The sequence below is a fragment of the Vibrio sp. J1-1 genome, from assembly GCF_021728395.1.
Lineage (GTDB): Bacteria > Pseudomonadota > Gammaproteobacteria > Enterobacterales > Vibrionaceae > Vibrio.
On the sequence record NZ_JAKKCM010000008.1, the window covers coordinates 63,659 to 80,772 of the forward strand.

16 protein-coding genes are annotated in these 17,114 nt (G+C 44.9%); 12 read left to right on the top strand and 4 right to left on the bottom strand.

The features are described 5' to 3' along the window. The first annotated feature begins 25 nt into the window (after nt 1–25). Nucleotides 26–1,618 carry an ABC-F family ATPase gene (locus L3V31_RS14240; RefSeq protein WP_237316724.1) on the top strand — a complete coding sequence of 531 codons (1,593 nt, stop codon included), beginning with the start codon at nt 26–28 and terminating at the stop codon, nt 1,616–1,618. Between the two features lie 317 nt (nt 1,619–1,935). On the opposite strand, the gene L3V31_RS14245 is transcribed toward L3V31_RS14240, so the two are convergent. Next, on the bottom strand, nt 1,936–2,766 hold the full coding sequence (locus L3V31_RS14245; protein ID WP_237316726.1) for a formate dehydrogenase accessory sulfurtransferase FdhD: 831 nt from the start codon (nt 2,764–2,766) through the stop codon (nt 1,936–1,938). A gap of 330 nt (nt 2,767–3,096) precedes the next feature. Between L3V31_RS14245 and L3V31_RS14250 the strand changes: the two genes are divergently transcribed. The 10 genes from L3V31_RS14250 (at nt 3,097) to L3V31_RS14295 (ending at nt 13,603) form a co-directional block, all read left to right on the top strand. Beyond that, nucleotides 3,097–3,567, top strand: a complete 471-nt coding sequence (locus tag L3V31_RS14250; protein WP_237316727.1) for a DUF3305 domain-containing protein — start codon at nt 3,097–3,099, stop codon at nt 3,565–3,567. Then, nucleotides 3,557–4,171, top strand: coding sequence for a DUF3306 domain-containing protein (locus tag L3V31_RS14255; protein WP_237316729.1), 615 nt, complete (start codon nt 3,557–3,559; stop codon nt 4,169–4,171). Before L3V31_RS14250 ends, L3V31_RS14255 begins: the two co-directional genes overlap by 11 nt. A 304-nt stretch (nt 4,172–4,475) precedes the next feature. Further along, entirely contained in the window at nt 4,476–6,137 is a 1,662-nt protein-coding gene (locus L3V31_RS14260; protein ID WP_237316731.1) for a 4Fe-4S binding protein, read from the top strand. A 9-nt stretch (nt 6,138–6,146) separates the two neighbouring features. Next, the gene (locus L3V31_RS14265; RefSeq protein ID WP_237316733.1) at nt 6,147–6,773 is read left to right on the top strand and encodes a molecular chaperone TorD family protein; all 627 of its coding nucleotides are present in this window, start codon (nt 6,147–6,149) and stop codon (nt 6,771–6,773) included. 73 nt (nt 6,774–6,846) lie between these two features. Beyond that, entirely contained in the window at nt 6,847–7,047 is a 201-nt protein-coding gene (locus L3V31_RS14270) for a transcriptional initiation protein Tat (protein WP_020333268.1), read from the top strand. 10 nt (nt 7,048–7,057) lie between these two features. Further along, nucleotides 7,058–9,913, top strand: a complete 2,856-nt coding sequence (locus L3V31_RS14275) for a formate dehydrogenase subunit alpha (RefSeq protein ID WP_237316735.1) — start codon at nt 7,058–7,060, stop codon at nt 9,911–9,913. 11 nt (nt 9,914–9,924) lie between these two features. Further along, nucleotides 9,925–10,533 carry a formate dehydrogenase FDH3 subunit beta gene (fdh3B, locus tag L3V31_RS14280; RefSeq protein ID WP_237316737.1) on the top strand — a complete coding sequence of 203 codons (609 nt, stop codon included), beginning with the start codon at nt 9,925–9,927 and terminating at the stop codon, nt 10,531–10,533. A gap of 14 nt (nt 10,534–10,547) precedes the next feature. Next, complete coding sequence (locus L3V31_RS14285; protein ID WP_237316739.1) at nt 10,548–11,600, top strand: formate dehydrogenase subunit gamma; 1,053 nt, start codon at nt 10,548–10,550, stop codon at nt 11,598–11,600. Continuing rightward, entirely contained in the window at nt 11,584–12,000 is a 417-nt protein-coding gene (locus L3V31_RS14290) for a hypothetical protein (protein ID WP_237316741.1), read from the top strand. Before L3V31_RS14285 ends, L3V31_RS14290 begins: the two co-directional genes overlap by 17 nt. A 382-nt stretch (nt 12,001–12,382) precedes the next feature. Then, complete coding sequence (locus tag L3V31_RS14295) at nt 12,383–13,603, top strand: ammonium transporter (protein ID WP_237316743.1); 1,221 nt, start codon at nt 12,383–12,385, stop codon at nt 13,601–13,603. A gap of 81 nt (nt 13,604–13,684) precedes the next feature. On the opposite strand, the gene L3V31_RS14300 is transcribed toward L3V31_RS14295, so the two are convergent. Beyond that, nucleotides 13,685–13,861, bottom strand: coding sequence for a hypothetical protein (locus tag L3V31_RS14300; RefSeq protein WP_237316745.1), 177 nt, complete (start codon nt 13,859–13,861; stop codon nt 13,685–13,687). A 120-nt stretch (nt 13,862–13,981) separates the two neighbouring features. Here L3V31_RS14300 and cobB point away from each other — a divergent pair, with 120 nt between their 5' ends. Further along, nucleotides 13,982–14,704 (top strand): Sir2 family NAD+-dependent deacetylase, encoded by a 723-nt coding sequence (gene cobB, locus L3V31_RS14305; protein ID WP_237316747.1) that lies wholly within the window; start codon nt 13,982–13,984, stop codon nt 14,702–14,704. A 66-nt stretch (nt 14,705–14,770) separates the two neighbouring features. Here cobB and L3V31_RS14310 read toward each other — a convergent pair whose 3' ends face one another. Then, a complete protein-coding gene (locus tag L3V31_RS14310) occupies nt 14,771–15,808 on the bottom strand; it encodes an extracellular solute-binding protein (RefSeq protein WP_237316749.1) in 1,038 nt (345 codons plus the stop codon). 236 nt (nt 15,809–16,044) lie between these two features. Beyond that, on the bottom strand, nt 16,045–17,076 hold the full coding sequence (locus tag L3V31_RS14315; protein WP_237316751.1) for an extracellular solute-binding protein: 1,032 nt from the start codon (nt 17,074–17,076) through the stop codon (nt 16,045–16,047). Nucleotides 17,077–17,114: the final 38 nt, after the last annotated feature.

Sequence of the window (17,114 nt, forward strand, 5' to 3'; positions counted from 1 at the left end):
CACTCAAATTGCTAAGGTAAAGGTTTTGATCTCCACAGCGAATATTACTCAACAATTCGGCGCTAAGCCGCTATTCGAAAACATCTCAGTTAAGTTCGGCGAAGGTAACCGCTACGGCTTAATTGGCGCTAACGGTTGTGGTAAGTCAACCTTTATGAAAATCCTCAGCGGCGAGCTTGAGCAAACCAGTGGTAACGTAAGTTACGACCCAAACGAGCGTGTTGCAAAACTGAATCAGGATCAGTTCGCATACGAAGAGTTCACGGTTATCGATACGGTAATTATGGGCCACAAAGAGTTGTGGGAAGTAAAGAAAGAGCGTGACCGCATTTACTCTCTTGCTGAGATGAGTGAAGAGGACGGCATGAAAGTCGCTGACCTTGAAGTTCAGTTTGCGGAAATGGACGGCTACATGGCAGAAGCAAAAGCCGGTGAGCTACTTCTTGCTGTGGGCATCCCAATGGAACAGCACTTCGGCCTGATGAGCGAAGTCGCTCCAGGCTGGAAACTTCGTGTGCTTCTAGCACAGGTTCTGTTTGCTGACCCAGATATCATGCTGCTTGACGAACCGACCAACAACTTGGATATGGACACTATCCGTTGGTTGGAAGATACGCTTAATGCGCGTAACTGCACCATGATCATCATCTCGCACGACCGCCACTTCTTAAACTCAGTATGTACCCATATGGCTGACTTGGATTACGGTGAGCTGCGTGTTTATCCTGGTAACTACGACGAGTACATGACCGCGGCTTCGCAAGTTCGCGAACGTCTGCTAAGCGACAACGCGAAGAAAAAAGCGCAAATCGCTGAGCTACAAACCTTCGTTGCACGTTTCTCTGCAAACGCATCGAAAGCAAAACAAGCAACGTCACGTGCTAAGCAAATTGATAAGATCAAACTGGATGAAGTTAAGGCGTCTAGCCGTCAAAACCCATTCATTCGTTTTGAACAATCTAAAGAGCTATTCCGTAACGCTCTGATTGTTGAAAACTTCAGCCAAGGCTTTGAACACGACCTGTTTTCAAACTTTAACGCTATCTTTGAAGTAGGTGAGCGAGTTGCGATTATCGGTGAAAACGGTGTGGGTAAAACAACACTGTTGAACACGTTGGCTGGTGTTCTTGAACCACGTACAGGCATGTACAAATGGTCTGAGAACTCAAACATTGGTTACTACGCGCAAGACCACGCGCATGATTTTGCAGAAGACTTAAACTTGACAGACTGGATGGGTCAATGGCGTCAGGAAGGTGATGACGAACAAGTAGTGCGTAGTTTCCTTGGTCGTATGCTGTTTGGCCAGGATGACATCAAGAAGTCGGTAAAAGTGCTATCAGGTGGTGAGCAGGGCCGTATGTTACTTGGTAAGATCATGATGCACAAACCAAACATGTTGCTAATGGACGAACCAACAAACCACATGGATATGGAATCCATCGAATCTCTAAACACGGCACTAGAACAGTACAAAGGCACCTTGTTCTTCGTATCTCATGACCGTGTATTTGTTGACTCGCTGGCTACGCGTATTCTTGAAATTCGTGACGGTAAAATCACAGACTTCAAAGGCACTTACTCTGAGTACCTAAAGTCGCGTGGTATTGACGGCTAATACAACGTCTAAAGCGAACCTTTAAACACTAAAAAGACCTCACAAAGAGGTCTTTTTTTACGTTTGTATGTCTAATCCTTAAATTGACCGGTTAGGTAAGCATAAATCCCAACCACAGCGAATGTAATAATCATCGAAACCATGATGCCACTTGGAGTAAGCAAAAAGTTCCAAAGCTGGTCATTGTTCATAGTTCACATCCTTTGTGAATAAACGGTATTAGCGATACTAATCGCAGTAAATATTGGCAATAAAAATACCCAATCACATATTGGCTGCGATCCATGTAAGTTTACACCAAACTTTGCGTTTGCGAATTATTCGTTATTACTGCCTTTTACATCAAACTGAATTTTTTCCGCGCCAGTGAACACTTGGAAACGCAACCCTTTTGCACGTGCGATCGTGGTAATACCGTATTGTCTGGCGAGATCTAACCCCATCTGGGTCACACCAGAGCGAGAAAGAAGAACAGGGATGCCCATTTGAGCCACTTTAATCACCATCTCGGATGTAAGGCGCCCTGTTGTATAGAATATTTTGTCATCGCCCGTTTCCTGATTTAACCACATCTCTCCGGCAAGCGTATCAACTGCGTTGTGACGGCCAACATCTTCCACAAACGACAGCACTTCGTTCCCTTTACAAATTGCACATCCATGCACCGCACCTGCTTTTCGGTATGTATCGTTGTAATGTGTCAATGCTTCAAGCGTTGCATAGATTTCTGACTGTTTAAGCGGTACTTGCGGAACCTGATAGTTCTCTAATTGTTTCATCACGTTTCCGTACATGGTGCCTTGGCCACAACCTGAGGTGACGGTTTTCTTTTTCAATGCGCCTTCTAGATGCTCGGTATTTTCTTTAGTGATCACTGCTGCCGAATGCGTTTCCCAATCAATAATGACTGACTCTATCGCTTCCGGATCAGATAAGAAGCTTTGATTCTTTAAGTAGCCCAAGACTAAGGCGTCTGGACGGGAGCCTATCGTCATCAGCGTCACAATTTCTTTCCAGTTCAGCATTACGGTAAGAGGTCTTTCGCAGGCAATCTGTTTCGTCAGCTTTTCACCATATTCGTCGTATACATCGACTTCGATAGTCTGCAGGGGATTTTCACTGGTTTTAATAATATTTGGTTTTACCACAGTCTTGTCCTGTTCAGGGAAGGAGCTACTCGCTCACAAGGGTTCTTCTGTTTAATAAGAGGTTGAATAGCAAATCTCATTCCAACATAGCGTTTGAGGAAAAAAATGCGAGTGATTCACTCTGCTTAATACAAAAATTGAGAGTTCGCAGGAATGACACATGCAACCCATTGAGTTTCGACTAATTTAGTATTTATATCTATCGCTTCTCTTAGTAGTACAGCGGTTAATTTGGCGCGTTTATTGCTTCATAAACCTAACGTGGTTTGAAAGCATAGGTCAGAATGTCCTTTTCGCCAATCAAATCAAATAAAGCAAGTTGGGTGAGTTATGTCGGACAATAATAAAGAGTTAGAAAACATATATGAGAAAACCGAAGATTCATGGCCTATCGGCGTAGAACTGGTTGAGCATGAAATAATTACAGGAGCCTGGGTAACCACCCAATGGCAACTAACACAATTTGTACTGACGCCTAATAATGAAGACACCACCGATATTTGTCTTCTCCAATTACACAGAGATGAACGTACTGATTACCGATTTAACCTTAGCTCTCAAACCCCAAAACTCTTTCTCGTTATGGATAACCTAGACTCCAATGAGAAGCCAGCGATACAGCTTCTCACTGCCTCTCAAGCCGTAGCTGCTCGATATATGGATGGAGACAATTTAGTTTTATCTAATGACATGCCATTACCGGTACAAGCGTGGATGGAGGCCTTTATCGGACGCCATGGAGAAATGCTAGAGTTGAAAGGTAAGAAGCGCAAAGGAGCGGGTAGAGCAAATGGCAACTAGTCATGATTTTTTAAGCCGTTGGTCAAAACGTAAGTTAGAAGAACCTCAAAGCACTCACGAAGACGCCGAACTCAGTGACGAGACAAATACGGATGCGGTAGAAAGTCCTTCTACTAATAGTGTCTCTGGAAAATATTTGTCTGAAGAGAACTCGGCGACAGAGGAAAGCGAAACGGCTGTTAACGTTGACGAGCAAAAAACCGAAGGGATGTCGATTGCGAACCTATTGGTTTCAGAAGCGTCAGAAAGCGTAAAAAAAGCCGCTTTGCGCAAACTGTTTTTATCAGAAGAGTTCAATGTCCGAGACGGGTTAGACGATTACGATGACGATTACAGTAATTTGAAGTCACTTTCAGAAGGTGTAGCAGAATCACTGCGAGACTGGGTGAAAGATAAAACTGAAGAAGACGCAACAATTGAAGACAATGAGGTGGCTGTGGTTCAAACAGAGGCTTCAGATGCTGATGAAAATGAGCAAGAAATCGTCGAACCTTCTCAAAATGAATCCGAACTGTATAAACATACAGTGGTAGATAAAAATGGCACTTCAGAGTCAGAATCGATATCAGAGCAAGTAGGACAAAATATACCACACAATAAATAGGTACATTTTGACTAAACACTTAAATGGCCGGGTGGGACATATTGTCTCATTCGGCTTTTTTGTTACATGAAACCAATCAAAAACCTAATAAGCCATTGAAAATAAACAAAATTAAAATTGGCATGACGATTGCTAATTGAGTGGTATTACCAATCTTCTTGTAAATGTATCGATTGACTGAGTTTTGCTATGAGCCCTGATGCTCCATACAAAACAGCTTATGTATAAGTTAATCAGCAGAATCTACCGCGCTAACTACAATGAAAGATGGAAGATTATCCATGTTGATAAATGGAAACGAGCAATGTTGAAACAACTATTAGAACAAACGACTTCCAGTAACGGTAAAGCAAGGCTATTTGCTTTTGAAAATACCATCGAGTTGACAAACCTGATCCCACCGACGGTGAGCTACGAAAGTGGCGGTAACACCTTAATTGTCGGTCCGACTGCGATCATTGAAAGTGCTGCTGCTCAATTATCACAAATGAACAGCCTTACGTTGCTGTCTACTGACGGAGAAAAGGGAACCCATAGTGCGCTTTACTATGCAAACTCAGTCCAGGTTTCTGGTTTCCTAGGTACATTTGAAGTACTTATTGAAAATAATGGTTCGACAAACAATCTAGCTAAAGTGGCGATTAATACGGATTGTTTTGACGTCGTTCTCGATCTTTGCCTTAACAGCTGTATGTCTGAAGAAGTACCTGCTCCGGGTTATTACCCAGTCGGTCGCGGTTACCCAAAACTGGCAGAAGCGTTGGAAGAAATTCCTACATTGATGGGGACATTTGATAAGCCGAAGTTTTTCCGCTTAGATACCGACTTGTGTGCGCACAGTTCTCGAGGCGTAAAAGGTTGTGAGCGTTGTGTTGATGCCTGTCCGGCGGGGGCGCTATCCAGTGAAGGTAGTCCGAAAACTGGGCATCGTATCGAAATAAACCCGTACCTGTGTCAGGGGGTCGGGACCTGTGCAACAGCATGTCCTACAGAAGCGATTCATTACGCACTCCCAAATCCAGAAGATACGCAAAAATTCATCGAACGTACGTTAGCCAATTATGAAAAAGCAGGTGGTGTCGATCCTATCGTGCTGATTTGTAGTTCACGCCATGAAACATACAACGTGATGGCTTTAAAAGCGCTTCCAGATAACGTCATTCCAATTGTGGTTGAAGAGCTTCCGTCTGTTGGTATCGATACGTGGTTTGCCGCGCTAGTAAATGGTGCGACCCAAGTTCTGTTTGCAGCTTCACGTTTTATGCCTCCAACTATTCTACGCGTACTCAATAGTGAAGTCGGTATTGCACAAGAGTTTTTAGATCAACTAGGTATTGCAAAAGAAACCATCGATATCCTGTATTTGGAGTCTCTGCGTGAGGGGGCACCGGCACTGTGTACGGATTCCTTCGACTTAGCGGTAGGAGAACTACAAGGTAATAAACGTCAGCGTCTTTTTACTGCGCTGGATGCGTTATCTGCATCGCGTATCCCTGTCGATAATGTCGTTGAATTACCGGGCAATGCGCCTTATGGCTCGGTTTCTTGTGAAAGTAAAGATTGTACCTTGTGCATGAGCTGTGTTGCTGTGTGTCCGACTCGCGCATTACATACTGATGGCCAGTCTCCATCACTTAAATTTATTGAACAAGATTGTATTCAATGTGGCTTATGTGAAAAAGCATGTCCAGAAAATGTACTTACGTTAACGTCTCGTATGAACTGGGTAAAAGAAGACCGTCAGAAAGCAGTCGTAATTCACCAAGAGAAAGCGGCGGAGTGTCTTCGTTGCCACAAACCTTTCGCACCTCAATCCATGATCGACATGCTGCAAAACAAGCTGCGTGGACATTCTCATTTTACTGATGAAGCCGCTATCAACCGTATCGCAATGTGTGAAGACTGCCGCGTGGCCGATATGTTTGAGTCGATGGCCTCTGACCCATTGCAACAACTCAAGTATTAGGAGCTCACAGTGGAAAAGCAGCAAGAACAAACACTGAGAACAGAAATATACCTGATCTTATCCGCGCTTTTTCGTAGTGCGCCAACGGAAGAGATGCTTGAGTTTCTGAAATCTCTGGAAGTGGAACCTTCAGCGAGTGCGATGCAGCAAGCATGGCTTGCACTTCAGCTAGCGGCTGAAAAAGCCGAGCGAGAAGCGATTGAAGATGAATATCAAGATCTCTTTATCGGTATTGGTCGTGGTGAAGTCGTTCCATTCGGATCATGGCACCGTACAGGTTCAATGATGGAAAAGCCGCTAGCGGATATTCGCCACGATTTAGATTTACTGGGCATTGAGCGCGCTGAAAACGTGAAAGAACCAGAAGATCACATTTCAGCACTTTGTGAAGTGATGGCCATGCTGACTGATGAAGAAGAGGGCTTGCAACAAGCCGTGTTTAACAAACATCTCGCCCCTTGGTTTAACGCATTCACTCGCCAGTTAGAAAATGCAGAAAGTGCAAACTTCTATAAACCAGCTGCTCAGCTTTGCAACGCATTTCTAACGCTTGAGCAGGTGCGGTTTAGCGAGAATACAAAGAGCAGTAAAGCCAAATTAAAAATTGATGTGAAAAACGTCACTGATTACGAGTAATCAAGCAGTACAAAGTCATATTGATAGAGAGGCATGATCCTCCAAAGATCTACCGGAAGGTAAGGAAGCAATGATGAAAGATAATAAAGAAATAAACTCAAGCCGTAGGGAGCTATTAAAAGGCTTCACAACCGCTGCCGTTGCTGGTGCTGTCGTCGCTGGAACCACGAAAGTGGCAAACGCGTCGGAAACGGTTGAGTCTTCTGAAAAAGACGTGAAGAAGAAAGGGTACCGTGAAACTCAACACATTCGTGATTACTACGACACACTTTAGGAGGTAAGAGATGAAACTTGTCAAACGCTCCGACAGTGTGAGCAAAGAAACCAACCAGCTTGGCGTTTCGCGTCGCGCATTTATGAAAAACACCTCATTTGCTGCTGGTGGTGCGGTTGTCGGTGCAAGTCTGTTTGCTCCGGGAATGATGAAAAAAGCGCAAGCGAAAACGGTCGACCCTGAAGCGAAAACCGAAGTGAAACGCACGATCTGTTCTCACTGTTCGGTCGGCTGCGGTATTTATGCGGAAGTGCAAAACGGGGTTTGGACTGGGCAGGAACCTGCGTTCGACCACCCATTTAATGCTGGTGGACACTGTGCCAAGGGCGCGGCTCTGCGCGAACACGGCCATGGGGAACGCCGTCTTAAATACCCAATGAAGCTTGAAAACGGTAAGTGGAAAAAGCTGTCTTGGGACGAAGCAATTGAAGAAATCGGCACCAAGGTACTGGATATTCGTAAAGAATCCGGCCCTGATTCTGTTTACTTCTTAGGTAGTGCGAAGCACAGTAACGAACAGGCATACCTATTCCGTAAAATGGCATCACTTTGGGGTACCAATAACGTTGACCACCAAGCGCGTATCTGTCACTCGACCACGGTAGCGGGTGTGGCAAACACCTGGGGCTACGGTGCAATGACAAACTCTTTCAATGATATGCATAACTGTAAGTCTATGCTGTTCATTGGCTCTAACCCAGCAGAAGCCCATCCAGTTGCGATGCAACACATTCTGATCGCAAAAGAGAAAAACAACTGTAAGATCGTGGTGGCGGATCCTCGTCGTACTCGTACTGCTGCAAAATCCGATCACTATGTCTCTCTGCGTCCCGGTTCAGATGTCGCTTTCATTTGGGGTGTTCTGTGGCATGTCTTTGAAAACCAATGGGAAGACAAAGAATTTATCCGTCAGCGTGTGTTTGGTATGGATGAAATCCGTGCAGAAGTCGCGAAATGGACACCAGCAGAAGTTGAACGCGTATCAGGCGTAAGCGAAGAAGACGTTTACCAGACTGCAAAACTACTATCTGAAAACCGCCCGGGTTGTGTTGTATGGTGTATGGGTGGTACTCAGCATACCACGGGTAACAATAACACTCGTGCGTACTGTGTACTAGAGCTTGCGCTAGGCAACATTGGTAAATCTGGTGGCGGTGCCAACATTTTCCGTGGTCACGATAACGTACAGGGTGCAACAGACCTTGGTGTTCTTGCTGATACATTGCCAGGCTATTATGGTCTTTCTGAAGGTTCTTGGCGCCACTGGTCAAAAGTTTGGGACATCGATTACGAGTGGATTAAAGCCCGCTTTGACGACAACGAGTATGGCGGTCAAAAACCGATGCACAGCGCCGGTATTCCTGTATCTCGTTGGATCGACGGTGTGTTAGAAGACAAAGACAACATTCGTCAGCGTGAAAACATTCGTGCCATGTTCTACTGGGGACACGCCGTGAACTCTCAAACACGTGGTGTTGAGATGAAAAAGGCGATGCAAAAACTGGATATGATGGTTATTGTTGACCCATACCCAACCGTTGCAGCGGTAATGAACGATCGTACTGATGGTGTTTACCTGCTTCCTGCTACAACCCAATTCGAGACTTACGGCAGTGTTACGGCATCTAACCGTTCTTTGCAGTGGCGCGATCAGGTTGTCGAACCTTTGTTTGAGTCAAAACCTGACCACGAAATCATGTACCTGTTGTCGAAAAAGCTTGGCTTCGACGATCTACTTTTCAAAAACATTCGTGTAGAAAACAACCAGCCTCTGATTGAAGATCTGACCCGTGAGTTCAACAAAGGTATGTGGACCATCGGTTATACAGGTCAGAGTCCAGAGCGCCTCAAAGCGCACCAGCAAAACTGGCACACATTCCATAAAACCACGCTTGAAGCAGAGGGCGGACCAATTAATGGTGAAACCTACGGTCTACCTTGGCCATGTTGGGGCACGCCAGAGATGGGGCACCCGGGTACTCACATCCTGTACGATACTTCTAAGACCGTTGCCGAAGGTGGTGGTAACTTCCGCACACGCTTTGGTGTGGAGTTTGAAGGTAAAAACCTGCTAGCGGAAGACAGCTACTCGAAAGGCAGTGAGATCAAAGATGGTTATCCTGAATTTACTGATAAGTTGTTAAAACAACTGGGATGGTGGGACGACCTGACAGCCGAAGAGAAAGTCGCGGCAGAAGGCAAAAACTGGAAGACCGACTTGTCTGGTGGTATTCAGCGTGTAGCTATCGCGCACGGTTGTATCCCATTTGGTAACGCAAAAGCACGTGCAATAGTTTGGACATTCCCAGACCGCGTACCCTTGCACCGTGAACCGCTCTACACCCCTAGACGTGACCTTGTAACGGATTATCCAACTTGGGAAGACAAAGAGGCGATTTTCCGTGTTCCAACGTTATACAAATCTATTCAAGAACAAGACAAATCTGGCGAGTACCCGATTGTTCTGACTTCTGGTCGCTTGGTTGAATACGAAGGCGGCGGTGATGAAACTCGTTCAAACCCTTGGTTGGCGGAGCTTCAACAAGAGATGTTCGTCGAAGTGAACCCGAGAGACGCCAACGATCTTGGCTTTAAAGATGGTGATGATGTTTGGGTTGAAGGTGCGGAGAAAGGCCGAATCAAGGTAAAAGCGATGGTTACTCGTCGTGTGAAACCGGGACTGGCGTTCATTCCGTTCCACTTTGGTGGTGAATTTGAAGGTGAAGATCTTCGCTCTAAATACCCTGAAGGTACACAACCATATGTAAGCGGTGAATCTGCCAACACAGCAACCACTTACGGCTACGACCCGGTTACCCTGATGCAGGAATCCAAAGTAACCCTATGTAACATTCGTAAAGCGTAAGGAGTCTGACAATGGCACGAATGAAATTCCTATGTGACACTAAGCGCTGTATCGAGTGTAACGGCTGTGTTACTGCATGTAAGAACGAAAATGACGATGCTCTAGAATGGGGCATACAGCGTCGCCGAGTCGTAACACTTAATGATGGTGAAGCAGGAGAAAACTCGATTTCCGTAGCTTGTATGCACTGTACCGACGCACCTTGTATGGCGGTGTGTCCTGCCGATTGTTTTGAGTACACTGAAGATGGCATCGTACTTCACAACAAAGATCTGTGTATCGGCTGTGGTTACTGCCTGTTTGCGTGTCCGTTTGGTGCGCCTCAGTTCCCTAAACAAGAAGCGTTTGGTGAGCGTGGCAAAATGGACAAGTGTACCTTCTGCGCTGGCGGTCCTGAAACTGAACCTGGTTCGGTTGAAGAACGCCATAAATATGGTGCAAACCGTATTGCAGAAGGCAAGCTACCTATGTGTGCATCACTGTGTTCAACAAAAGCCTTGTTGGCAGGTGATGCAGAGAAAGTCTCTGATATTTTCCGTCAGCGAGTTGTAGAGCGCGGCGCTAAGAATGCAGGTTGGACAGACGGAAATGATCTTTCTTACGATGCAACTAAAAGCTAAGTAAGGAGAGACACATGTTAAACACTTTAAAGCGTGCGTCTCTGGTAATGCTGTCAATTATGACAGCATTACTGCTGACTTTCTCAATGCCAGCGTCCGCAGAAGAGCAATCTTCCAAAGTCGTGCAGCAGGAGATGACACAACTAGCAGGGGCGGACTATTGGCGTCAGGTGAGACAGGGGGAATCAGGTTATACCACCTCCCAATCACCAGAGCATGGTGTGCTAATCAGTAAACCCGGCGAAACCTGGTACATCCTGAAAGAAAAATGGATGTCTCCAGCGGGTGCCATCGCTATTTTCGGTAGTATCGCGATGGTTGTGTTGGCTTATGTCTTTGTTGGGCCACTGATGCTAAGTAAGCCTCGCACAGGCAAAAAGATTAAGCGCTGGTCTCGACTGGATCGTGCACTTCACTGGAGTATGGCGTTTACCTTTCTCACTCTGGCGTTCAGTGGTTTGATGCTCGTCTACGGGAAACACTTCCTGAAGCCATACGTGCCTAGTGAGTTCTGGGGTTTCATCGTGATGCTGGCGAAGCAATACCACAACTATGTGGGACCGCTGTTCTTTGTCTTGCTGATGTTAATTCTGCTGAAATGGTGGCGTAAATCAGTCCCTAACATGACGGACGTACGTTGGTTCATGAAAATGGGCGGGATGGTTGGTAAACACAAAGGTACTCATCCATCAGCAGGCTTCTCAAATGGTGGTGAGAAAGCGGTTTACTGGTTGCTCATTTTTGTCGGTGCAATCGCTGCAGCAAGTGGTTTGGTTTTGGATTTCCCAATTTTTGATCAAACCCGCCGTGATATGGAGTTGTCTAATCTTATTCACGCAGTTTCGGCGCTTATTCTTATCTGTGGTTTTGTTTTCCACATCTATATCGGCCTGTTCGGTATGGAAGGGGCATTAGAAGGCATGGTAACGGGTGAGGTTGACGAAACATGGGCGAAAGAGCACCACGATCTCTGGTATGAAGAAGTCAAATCTCAAGAAGCAATGGGAGAATCAGACGAGGTTAACGCTACAGACAAAGGAGCGAAAGCGAATGAACAAACATCATAACGGGATTTGGGTAGCGTATATCCTGAGTTGCTTTACCCCGTTCACGTTTTTGATCTCAGGCGTTGTCGCTATTATCTATGCTGGCTATCGTTTGGACAAAGGTGAAGACAGTGATGTAGTTATCTCGCACTACTATGGGTTAATTCGTACTTTCTTCCTGTACCTCACGTTCTTTGTTGTCTTAATCGTTACCGTTGCTACCACGAATGGTGTGTTAAAAGGGGTCAGTGACTATTGGGTGCGCAGCACACTGTTAGATAACATCGCTTATGTTATTCCTTACATAGGCAGTGTGTTTGCTGTCGTCGCGATAGGCGTCTGGCTGTGGAGAATGATCCAAGGTATGCATCAATTACGTAATAACAAGCCGCACAGACCTTCTACAGGTCCTAACTTGTAAAACATCGACGACTTTAAACAAAACCGCCTAAACAGGCGGTTTTTTTATTGGGTCATTCATCACTAATAAAGATGCACCCGTTGGCAAAGTGAAATCTCAGTTGCATATAAATGTACATTTAATTAACAAAATGGTGCGCATTAATTTGGTGCAGTTAGCTATTTTTGGTGCATGTTATTGTGCGTTCGACTGTGCCTGAAATCATTCACAAAAACCAGCCGCACAATAAAAACAACGACTTAGTCTAATCTCATTAAACAAGGAAACTATTGGAACACTAATTGCTTTGTTAGACGCTTTACAAATTTGATTCACCATTTTGGTGATGGTTGATTTTCATTGCACAGGATAAGTGCGCACAACACTAACGGAGACAATCATAATGAGTGTAACAGCCGATCAGGTACATGGCGTTGTACAAACTCTCACACAAAGTTCCGACACTCTATTCTTACTGCTTGGTGCCATCATGGTTTTTTTGATGCACTCCGGTTTTGCTTTTCTTGAAGTAGGGACCGTACGCCAAAAGAACCAAGTTAACGCATTGGTTAAAATTTTGGCCGATTTTGGTGTTTCTGCCATCGCCTATTTCTTCATTGGTTATTGGATCGCGTATGGCGGTACTTTCTTTGCCGATGCGCAGACACTGTCTCAAGGTAATGGATATGAGCTTGTTAAGTTCTTTTTCTTACTAACGTTCGCTGCTGCTATACCTGCGATCGTCTCTGGCGGAATTGCCGAGCGTGCTCGCTTTTATCCTATCCTCATTGCGACATTTTTTACAGTAGGAATTGTTTACCCACTGTTTGAAGGCATCATTTGGAACGGTAATTTTGGTATCCAAGATTGGTTTGAAGCAAGTTTTGGCTTTGGCTTCCATGATTTCGCAGGATCAGTTGTTGTCCACGGAGTAGGTGGTTGGATTGCTCTCGTTGCCGTTATTTTCTTAGGCATGCGTAGAGGCCGAATTCGTGCAGGTAAACATACCAACTTTGCACCATCAAACATCCCGTTCTTGGCACTTGGAGCATGGATTCTTTGTGTTGGCTGGTTTGGTTTCAACGTGATGTCAGCTCAAGCTATTTCTGGGATCAGCGGCCTAGTCGCAATGAACTCATTGATGGCAATGGTTGGTGGCATTATTGCTTCGCTTGTCGCAGGTAAAAATGACCCTGGCTTTATTCACAACGGTCCTCTAGCTGGATTGGTTGCCGTATGTGCTGGTTCTGACCTTATGCATCCAATCGGTGCGCTGGTAACGGGTGCTATTGCGGGTGTGCTCTTTGTTTACCTGTTCACACATCTACAAAACAAAACCAAGATTGACGATGTGTTAGGTGTTTGGCCTCTGCACGGCATTTGTGGCGCATGGGGTGGTATTGCTGCAGGCATCTTTGGTCAAACAGCGTTAGGCGGGTTAGGTGGTGTTAGCTTAGTTGTTCAGCTGATGGGAACCGTACTAGGCATATCTATTGCCGTATTAGGTGCATTGGCTGTCTATGGTGCAATTAACGCGGTAACGGGCATTAGACTATCTGAAGAAGATGAATTTAATGGTGCCGACTTAGCTATCCACAAAATCTCTTCAACCAACGAAGACTAATTAGAAATTAAAAAGAGCGGTATTCAGCCGCTCTTTCTATTGATGTATCGTTCTTCTCTATTACGAGCGTATCAATGCGTTCTAGCAGTTTCCTTTTTTAGCTTGGCCAGGAGGACAGAACTTACCATGACCATCGTGCCTGTCATGATCATTGGTACCAACGCTCACTCTCACATCATCAATTTCCCCTTCCACATTGGTCAGTTGACAACCCGCTAAAGTCGTAAGCAAGACAAGAGCCAAAGATAGGTGTCTCATTGCTTTTCCTCTCAAAATAACTATTTATTATCGTTCATTACTACCATTGTCTAATCCATCTTACTACAGCTGTTATTGTTTCAGTGTTAAGCTAATGAAAAAGAACAACAAGGATCAGTTATGAATTTCCCGTATAGAAACATTGTAGTACTTACTGGAGCAGGCATCTCAGCGGAATCCGGAATACAAACATTTCGAGCCCAAGATGGCCTTTGGGAGAACCACCGCATTGAAGATGTGGCAACACCCGAAGGATTTGAGCGTGATCCCGACCTTGTTCAGGAATTTTATAATCAACGTCGTAAAAAGCTACAAGACGAGGCGATACAGCCAAATGCGGCTCATCTCGCTTTAGGTCGCCTGGAGGCCGAGCTAGACGGCAAAGTAACCGTCATTACGCAGAATATCGACAATTTGCACGAAAGAGGCGGGAGCCACAATGTCATCCATATGCATGGTGAATTGCTCAAAGCCCGCTGTAGTGAATCGCATCAGGTCATTGAACACACTGACGATATTGAAACGGGTGAACTTTGCCACTGTTGTCAAATTCCGTCCCAAATGCGCCCTCACATTGTTTGGTTTGGTGAGATGCCGCTGCGCATGGGAGACATTTACGAAGCGCTAGAACAAGCGGACTTGTTTATTTCTATTGGTACGTCTGGGGTTGTGTATCCTGCGGCTGGATTTGTACATGATGCAAAAATGCACGGTGCGCATACCATCGAAATCAACCTGGAGCCTAGTGCAATAGAAAGTGAATTTGAAGAAAAACGCTATGGAAAGGCGAGTGTGGAAGTACCAAAGTTGGTGAATGAAATTTTATCTTTGGAAGAAAAATAAAACCTTCTAAAACAATAAAAGCGGCCAATTTAGTTGGCCGCTTTTTTCTTTATGCTATGACTGGTATTAGTTGTTTACTTTTAGCTTTTGGAAGTACTCATCGTACATCACACTTGCTTCACCAACTTCATCTTGCCAAGTACCGCTGTCCATCACTTCTTGTGGAGGGAAGATACTTTGGTCGTTCACAAATTCTTTAGGAAGCAGGTCGTACGCGGTTTTAACTGGAGTAGGATAACCAATTTCCAGTGCAATCTTAGCCGCATTCTCTGGACGCAGCAGGAAGTCGATCATCTTATGCGCCGCTTCAATGTTCTTCGCACCGGCTGGAATCGCAAGGCTATCCATCCAGAAAATCGCGCCTTTTTCCGGCCAGATGATATCAATGTTCGCACCTTCTTCGCGTGCCATGTAAGCTGAACCATTCCAAAGCATGCCAAGAGAAACCTCACCCGCTAAGTATGGGTTTGCAGGAAAATCAGAGTTAAACACCAACACATTTGGCATTAGCTTTTGTAGTTCTTCGTAAGCCGCTTTGATTTCATCTGGATTTGTCGTATTCGGTGAATAGCCCAGCTTTGTTAATGCAATATGGAAAACTTCGCGAGAGTCATCCATCAGCATTAATTGACCTTCCCACTTGCTGTCCCAGAAGTCGTCCCATTTAGTGACCGTAGACTTATCCAACATATCCGCATTAATACCAATACCTGTTGCACCCCAGATATAAGGAATTGAGAAGTTATTGTTCGGATCAAAAGGCTTGTTTAAGAAGTTAGGATCAATATCGGCAAAGTGGGTTAACTCCTCTTTGTCGATCTCTTGAAGCATGCCTTCTTTACGCATTTTAGATACGAAATAGGTAGACGGTACTACCAAGTCGTAACCAGAACCTTGGGTTTTTAGCTTAGCGTACATGCTTTCATTAGACTCGTAAGTCGAGTAAAGCACCTTGATTCCAGTTTCTTTTGTAAAGTCTTCAAGAACTTCATTTGGAATGTATTCCGACCAATTGTAGAAGTACAGTTCTTGATCAGCCGCCATTGTAGGAGTAGCGAACAGAGCCGCGGCACATAGAGCGCTTGCGTAGAATTTACTTTTCATTTGTTTTCCGTTTTGTTTAGCGATTGGACAAATCAATACTAGTGGTAATGATCAAGTTGAACCAAATTGCATTAAGTACAATTCTGTTTATTTAACCCGATGCCTCTCATTCTATTGAGATGAAACGAGCCGAGCCAAATAAACGTAGCAAGGCATAATTATATCAGTCAATTACAAAAATAGGCAGCCATTGCTGCCTATTTTCATTTAGGGTGATTTGTCTTGGACAAATTCGATTACTGGCCAGCTTTTAGCTTTAGGAAGTAACCTTCGTATTTCACAGTCAGATCGCCAACGGCATCTTGCCACTCAACGCGGTCTAGGTCTTCTTGAGAAGGGAACAATGGAGCCACATCTTTAAACTTCTCATTCGACGCTTTCACTGCAGTCAGGTAGCCAGTGTCACGAGAAATTTGTTCTGCGATTTCTGGGCGTAGTAAGAAATCGATCATCTTATGCGCCGCTTCTACGTTTTTCGCACCAGAAGAGATAGCAAAGTTGTCTACCCAGCCGATACCACCTTCTTTAGGGAAGACCAGTTTAAGGTTAAGCCCTTCGTTTTGAGCTGCCGCCGCGCTGCCGTTCCAAAGCATACCAACACCAACTTCACCAGACATGTATGGCGCACCTGGGTTGTCAGAGTTAAAAAGCAGGACGTTAGGCATTAACTTTTGTAGCTCAGCATACGCTTCGTCGATTTGTTTTGGATCCGTTGAGTTGCCTGAATAACCGAGCTTGCGCAGTGCAATGTGGAATACTTCACGTGTATCGTCCATTAGCATCACTTGACCTTCAAGCTCAGGTTTCCATAGGTCTGCCCAACTTTGGAAGTCGTTTGGATCGTACATGTCGGTATTAACTGCTAGACCAGTTATCGCAACAACGTGAGGGATAGAGTAGTCATTTTTTGGATCGAATGGCTTGTCCAGATAGTTCTGGTCAAGGTTAGTGAAGTTTTTCAGCTTCGATTTATCGATCTTTTGTAGCATACCTTCATCGCGCATTTTCGCCACGAAGTAAGTAGAAGGTACCACTAAGTCATAACCTTCGTTATGAGTTTTTAGCTTTGCATACAAAGTTTCGTTCGACTCATAAGTTGAGTAGATCACTTTGATACCAGTTTCTTCAGTAAATTGTTCCAGAAGGTTACTGTTGATGTAAGGCCCCCAGTTCATAAATACCAATTCATTATCGTCCGCTGCCACTGAACCTGAGAACAGAGAAAGCGCACATGCACTACCAGCTAATAAAGTAGCCCATTTTTTCATTGACGTTAGCTCCAAACCAAACGTTGTCCAAACCATTT

What these genes read in the sequence shown, in the direction of transcription:
- cobB (WP_237316747.1), top strand. Translation starts at nt 13,982, where the DNA reads ATGAATTTCCCGTATAGAAACATTGTAGTACTTACTGGAGCAGGCATC.
- L3V31_RS14285 (WP_237316739.1), top strand. Translation starts at nt 10,548, where the DNA reads ATGTTAAACACTTTAAAGCGTGCGTCTCTGGTAATGCTGTCAATTATG.
- L3V31_RS14290 (WP_237316741.1), top strand. Translation starts at nt 11,584, where the DNA reads ATGAACAAACATCATAACGGGATTTGGGTAGCGTATATCCTGAGTTGC.
- L3V31_RS14250 (WP_237316727.1), top strand. Translation starts at nt 3,097, where the DNA reads ATGTCGGACAATAATAAAGAGTTAGAAAACATATATGAGAAAACCGAA.
- L3V31_RS14315 (WP_237316751.1), bottom strand. Translation starts at nt 17,076, where the DNA reads ATGAAAAAATGGGCTACTTTATTAGCTGGTAGTGCATGTGCGCTTTCT.
- L3V31_RS14270 (WP_020333268.1), top strand. Translation starts at nt 6,847, where the DNA reads ATGAAAGATAATAAAGAAATAAACTCAAGCCGTAGGGAGCTATTAAAA.
- L3V31_RS14275 (WP_237316735.1), top strand. Translation starts at nt 7,058, where the DNA reads ATGAAACTTGTCAAACGCTCCGACAGTGTGAGCAAAGAAACCAACCAG.
- fdh3B (WP_237316737.1), top strand. Translation starts at nt 9,925, where the DNA reads ATGGCACGAATGAAATTCCTATGTGACACTAAGCGCTGTATCGAGTGT.
- L3V31_RS14260 (WP_237316731.1), top strand. Translation starts at nt 4,476, where the DNA reads ATGTTGAAACAACTATTAGAACAAACGACTTCCAGTAACGGTAAAGCA.
- L3V31_RS14310 (WP_237316749.1), bottom strand. Translation starts at nt 15,808, where the DNA reads ATGAAAAGTAAATTCTACGCAAGCGCTCTATGTGCCGCGGCTCTGTTC.
- L3V31_RS14295 (WP_237316743.1), top strand. Translation starts at nt 12,383, where the DNA reads ATGAGTGTAACAGCCGATCAGGTACATGGCGTTGTACAAACTCTCACA.
- L3V31_RS14255 (WP_237316729.1), top strand. Translation starts at nt 3,557, where the DNA reads ATGGCAACTAGTCATGATTTTTTAAGCCGTTGGTCAAAACGTAAGTTA.
- L3V31_RS14300 (WP_237316745.1), bottom strand. Translation starts at nt 13,861, where the DNA reads ATGAGACACCTATCTTTGGCTCTTGTCTTGCTTACGACTTTAGCGGGT.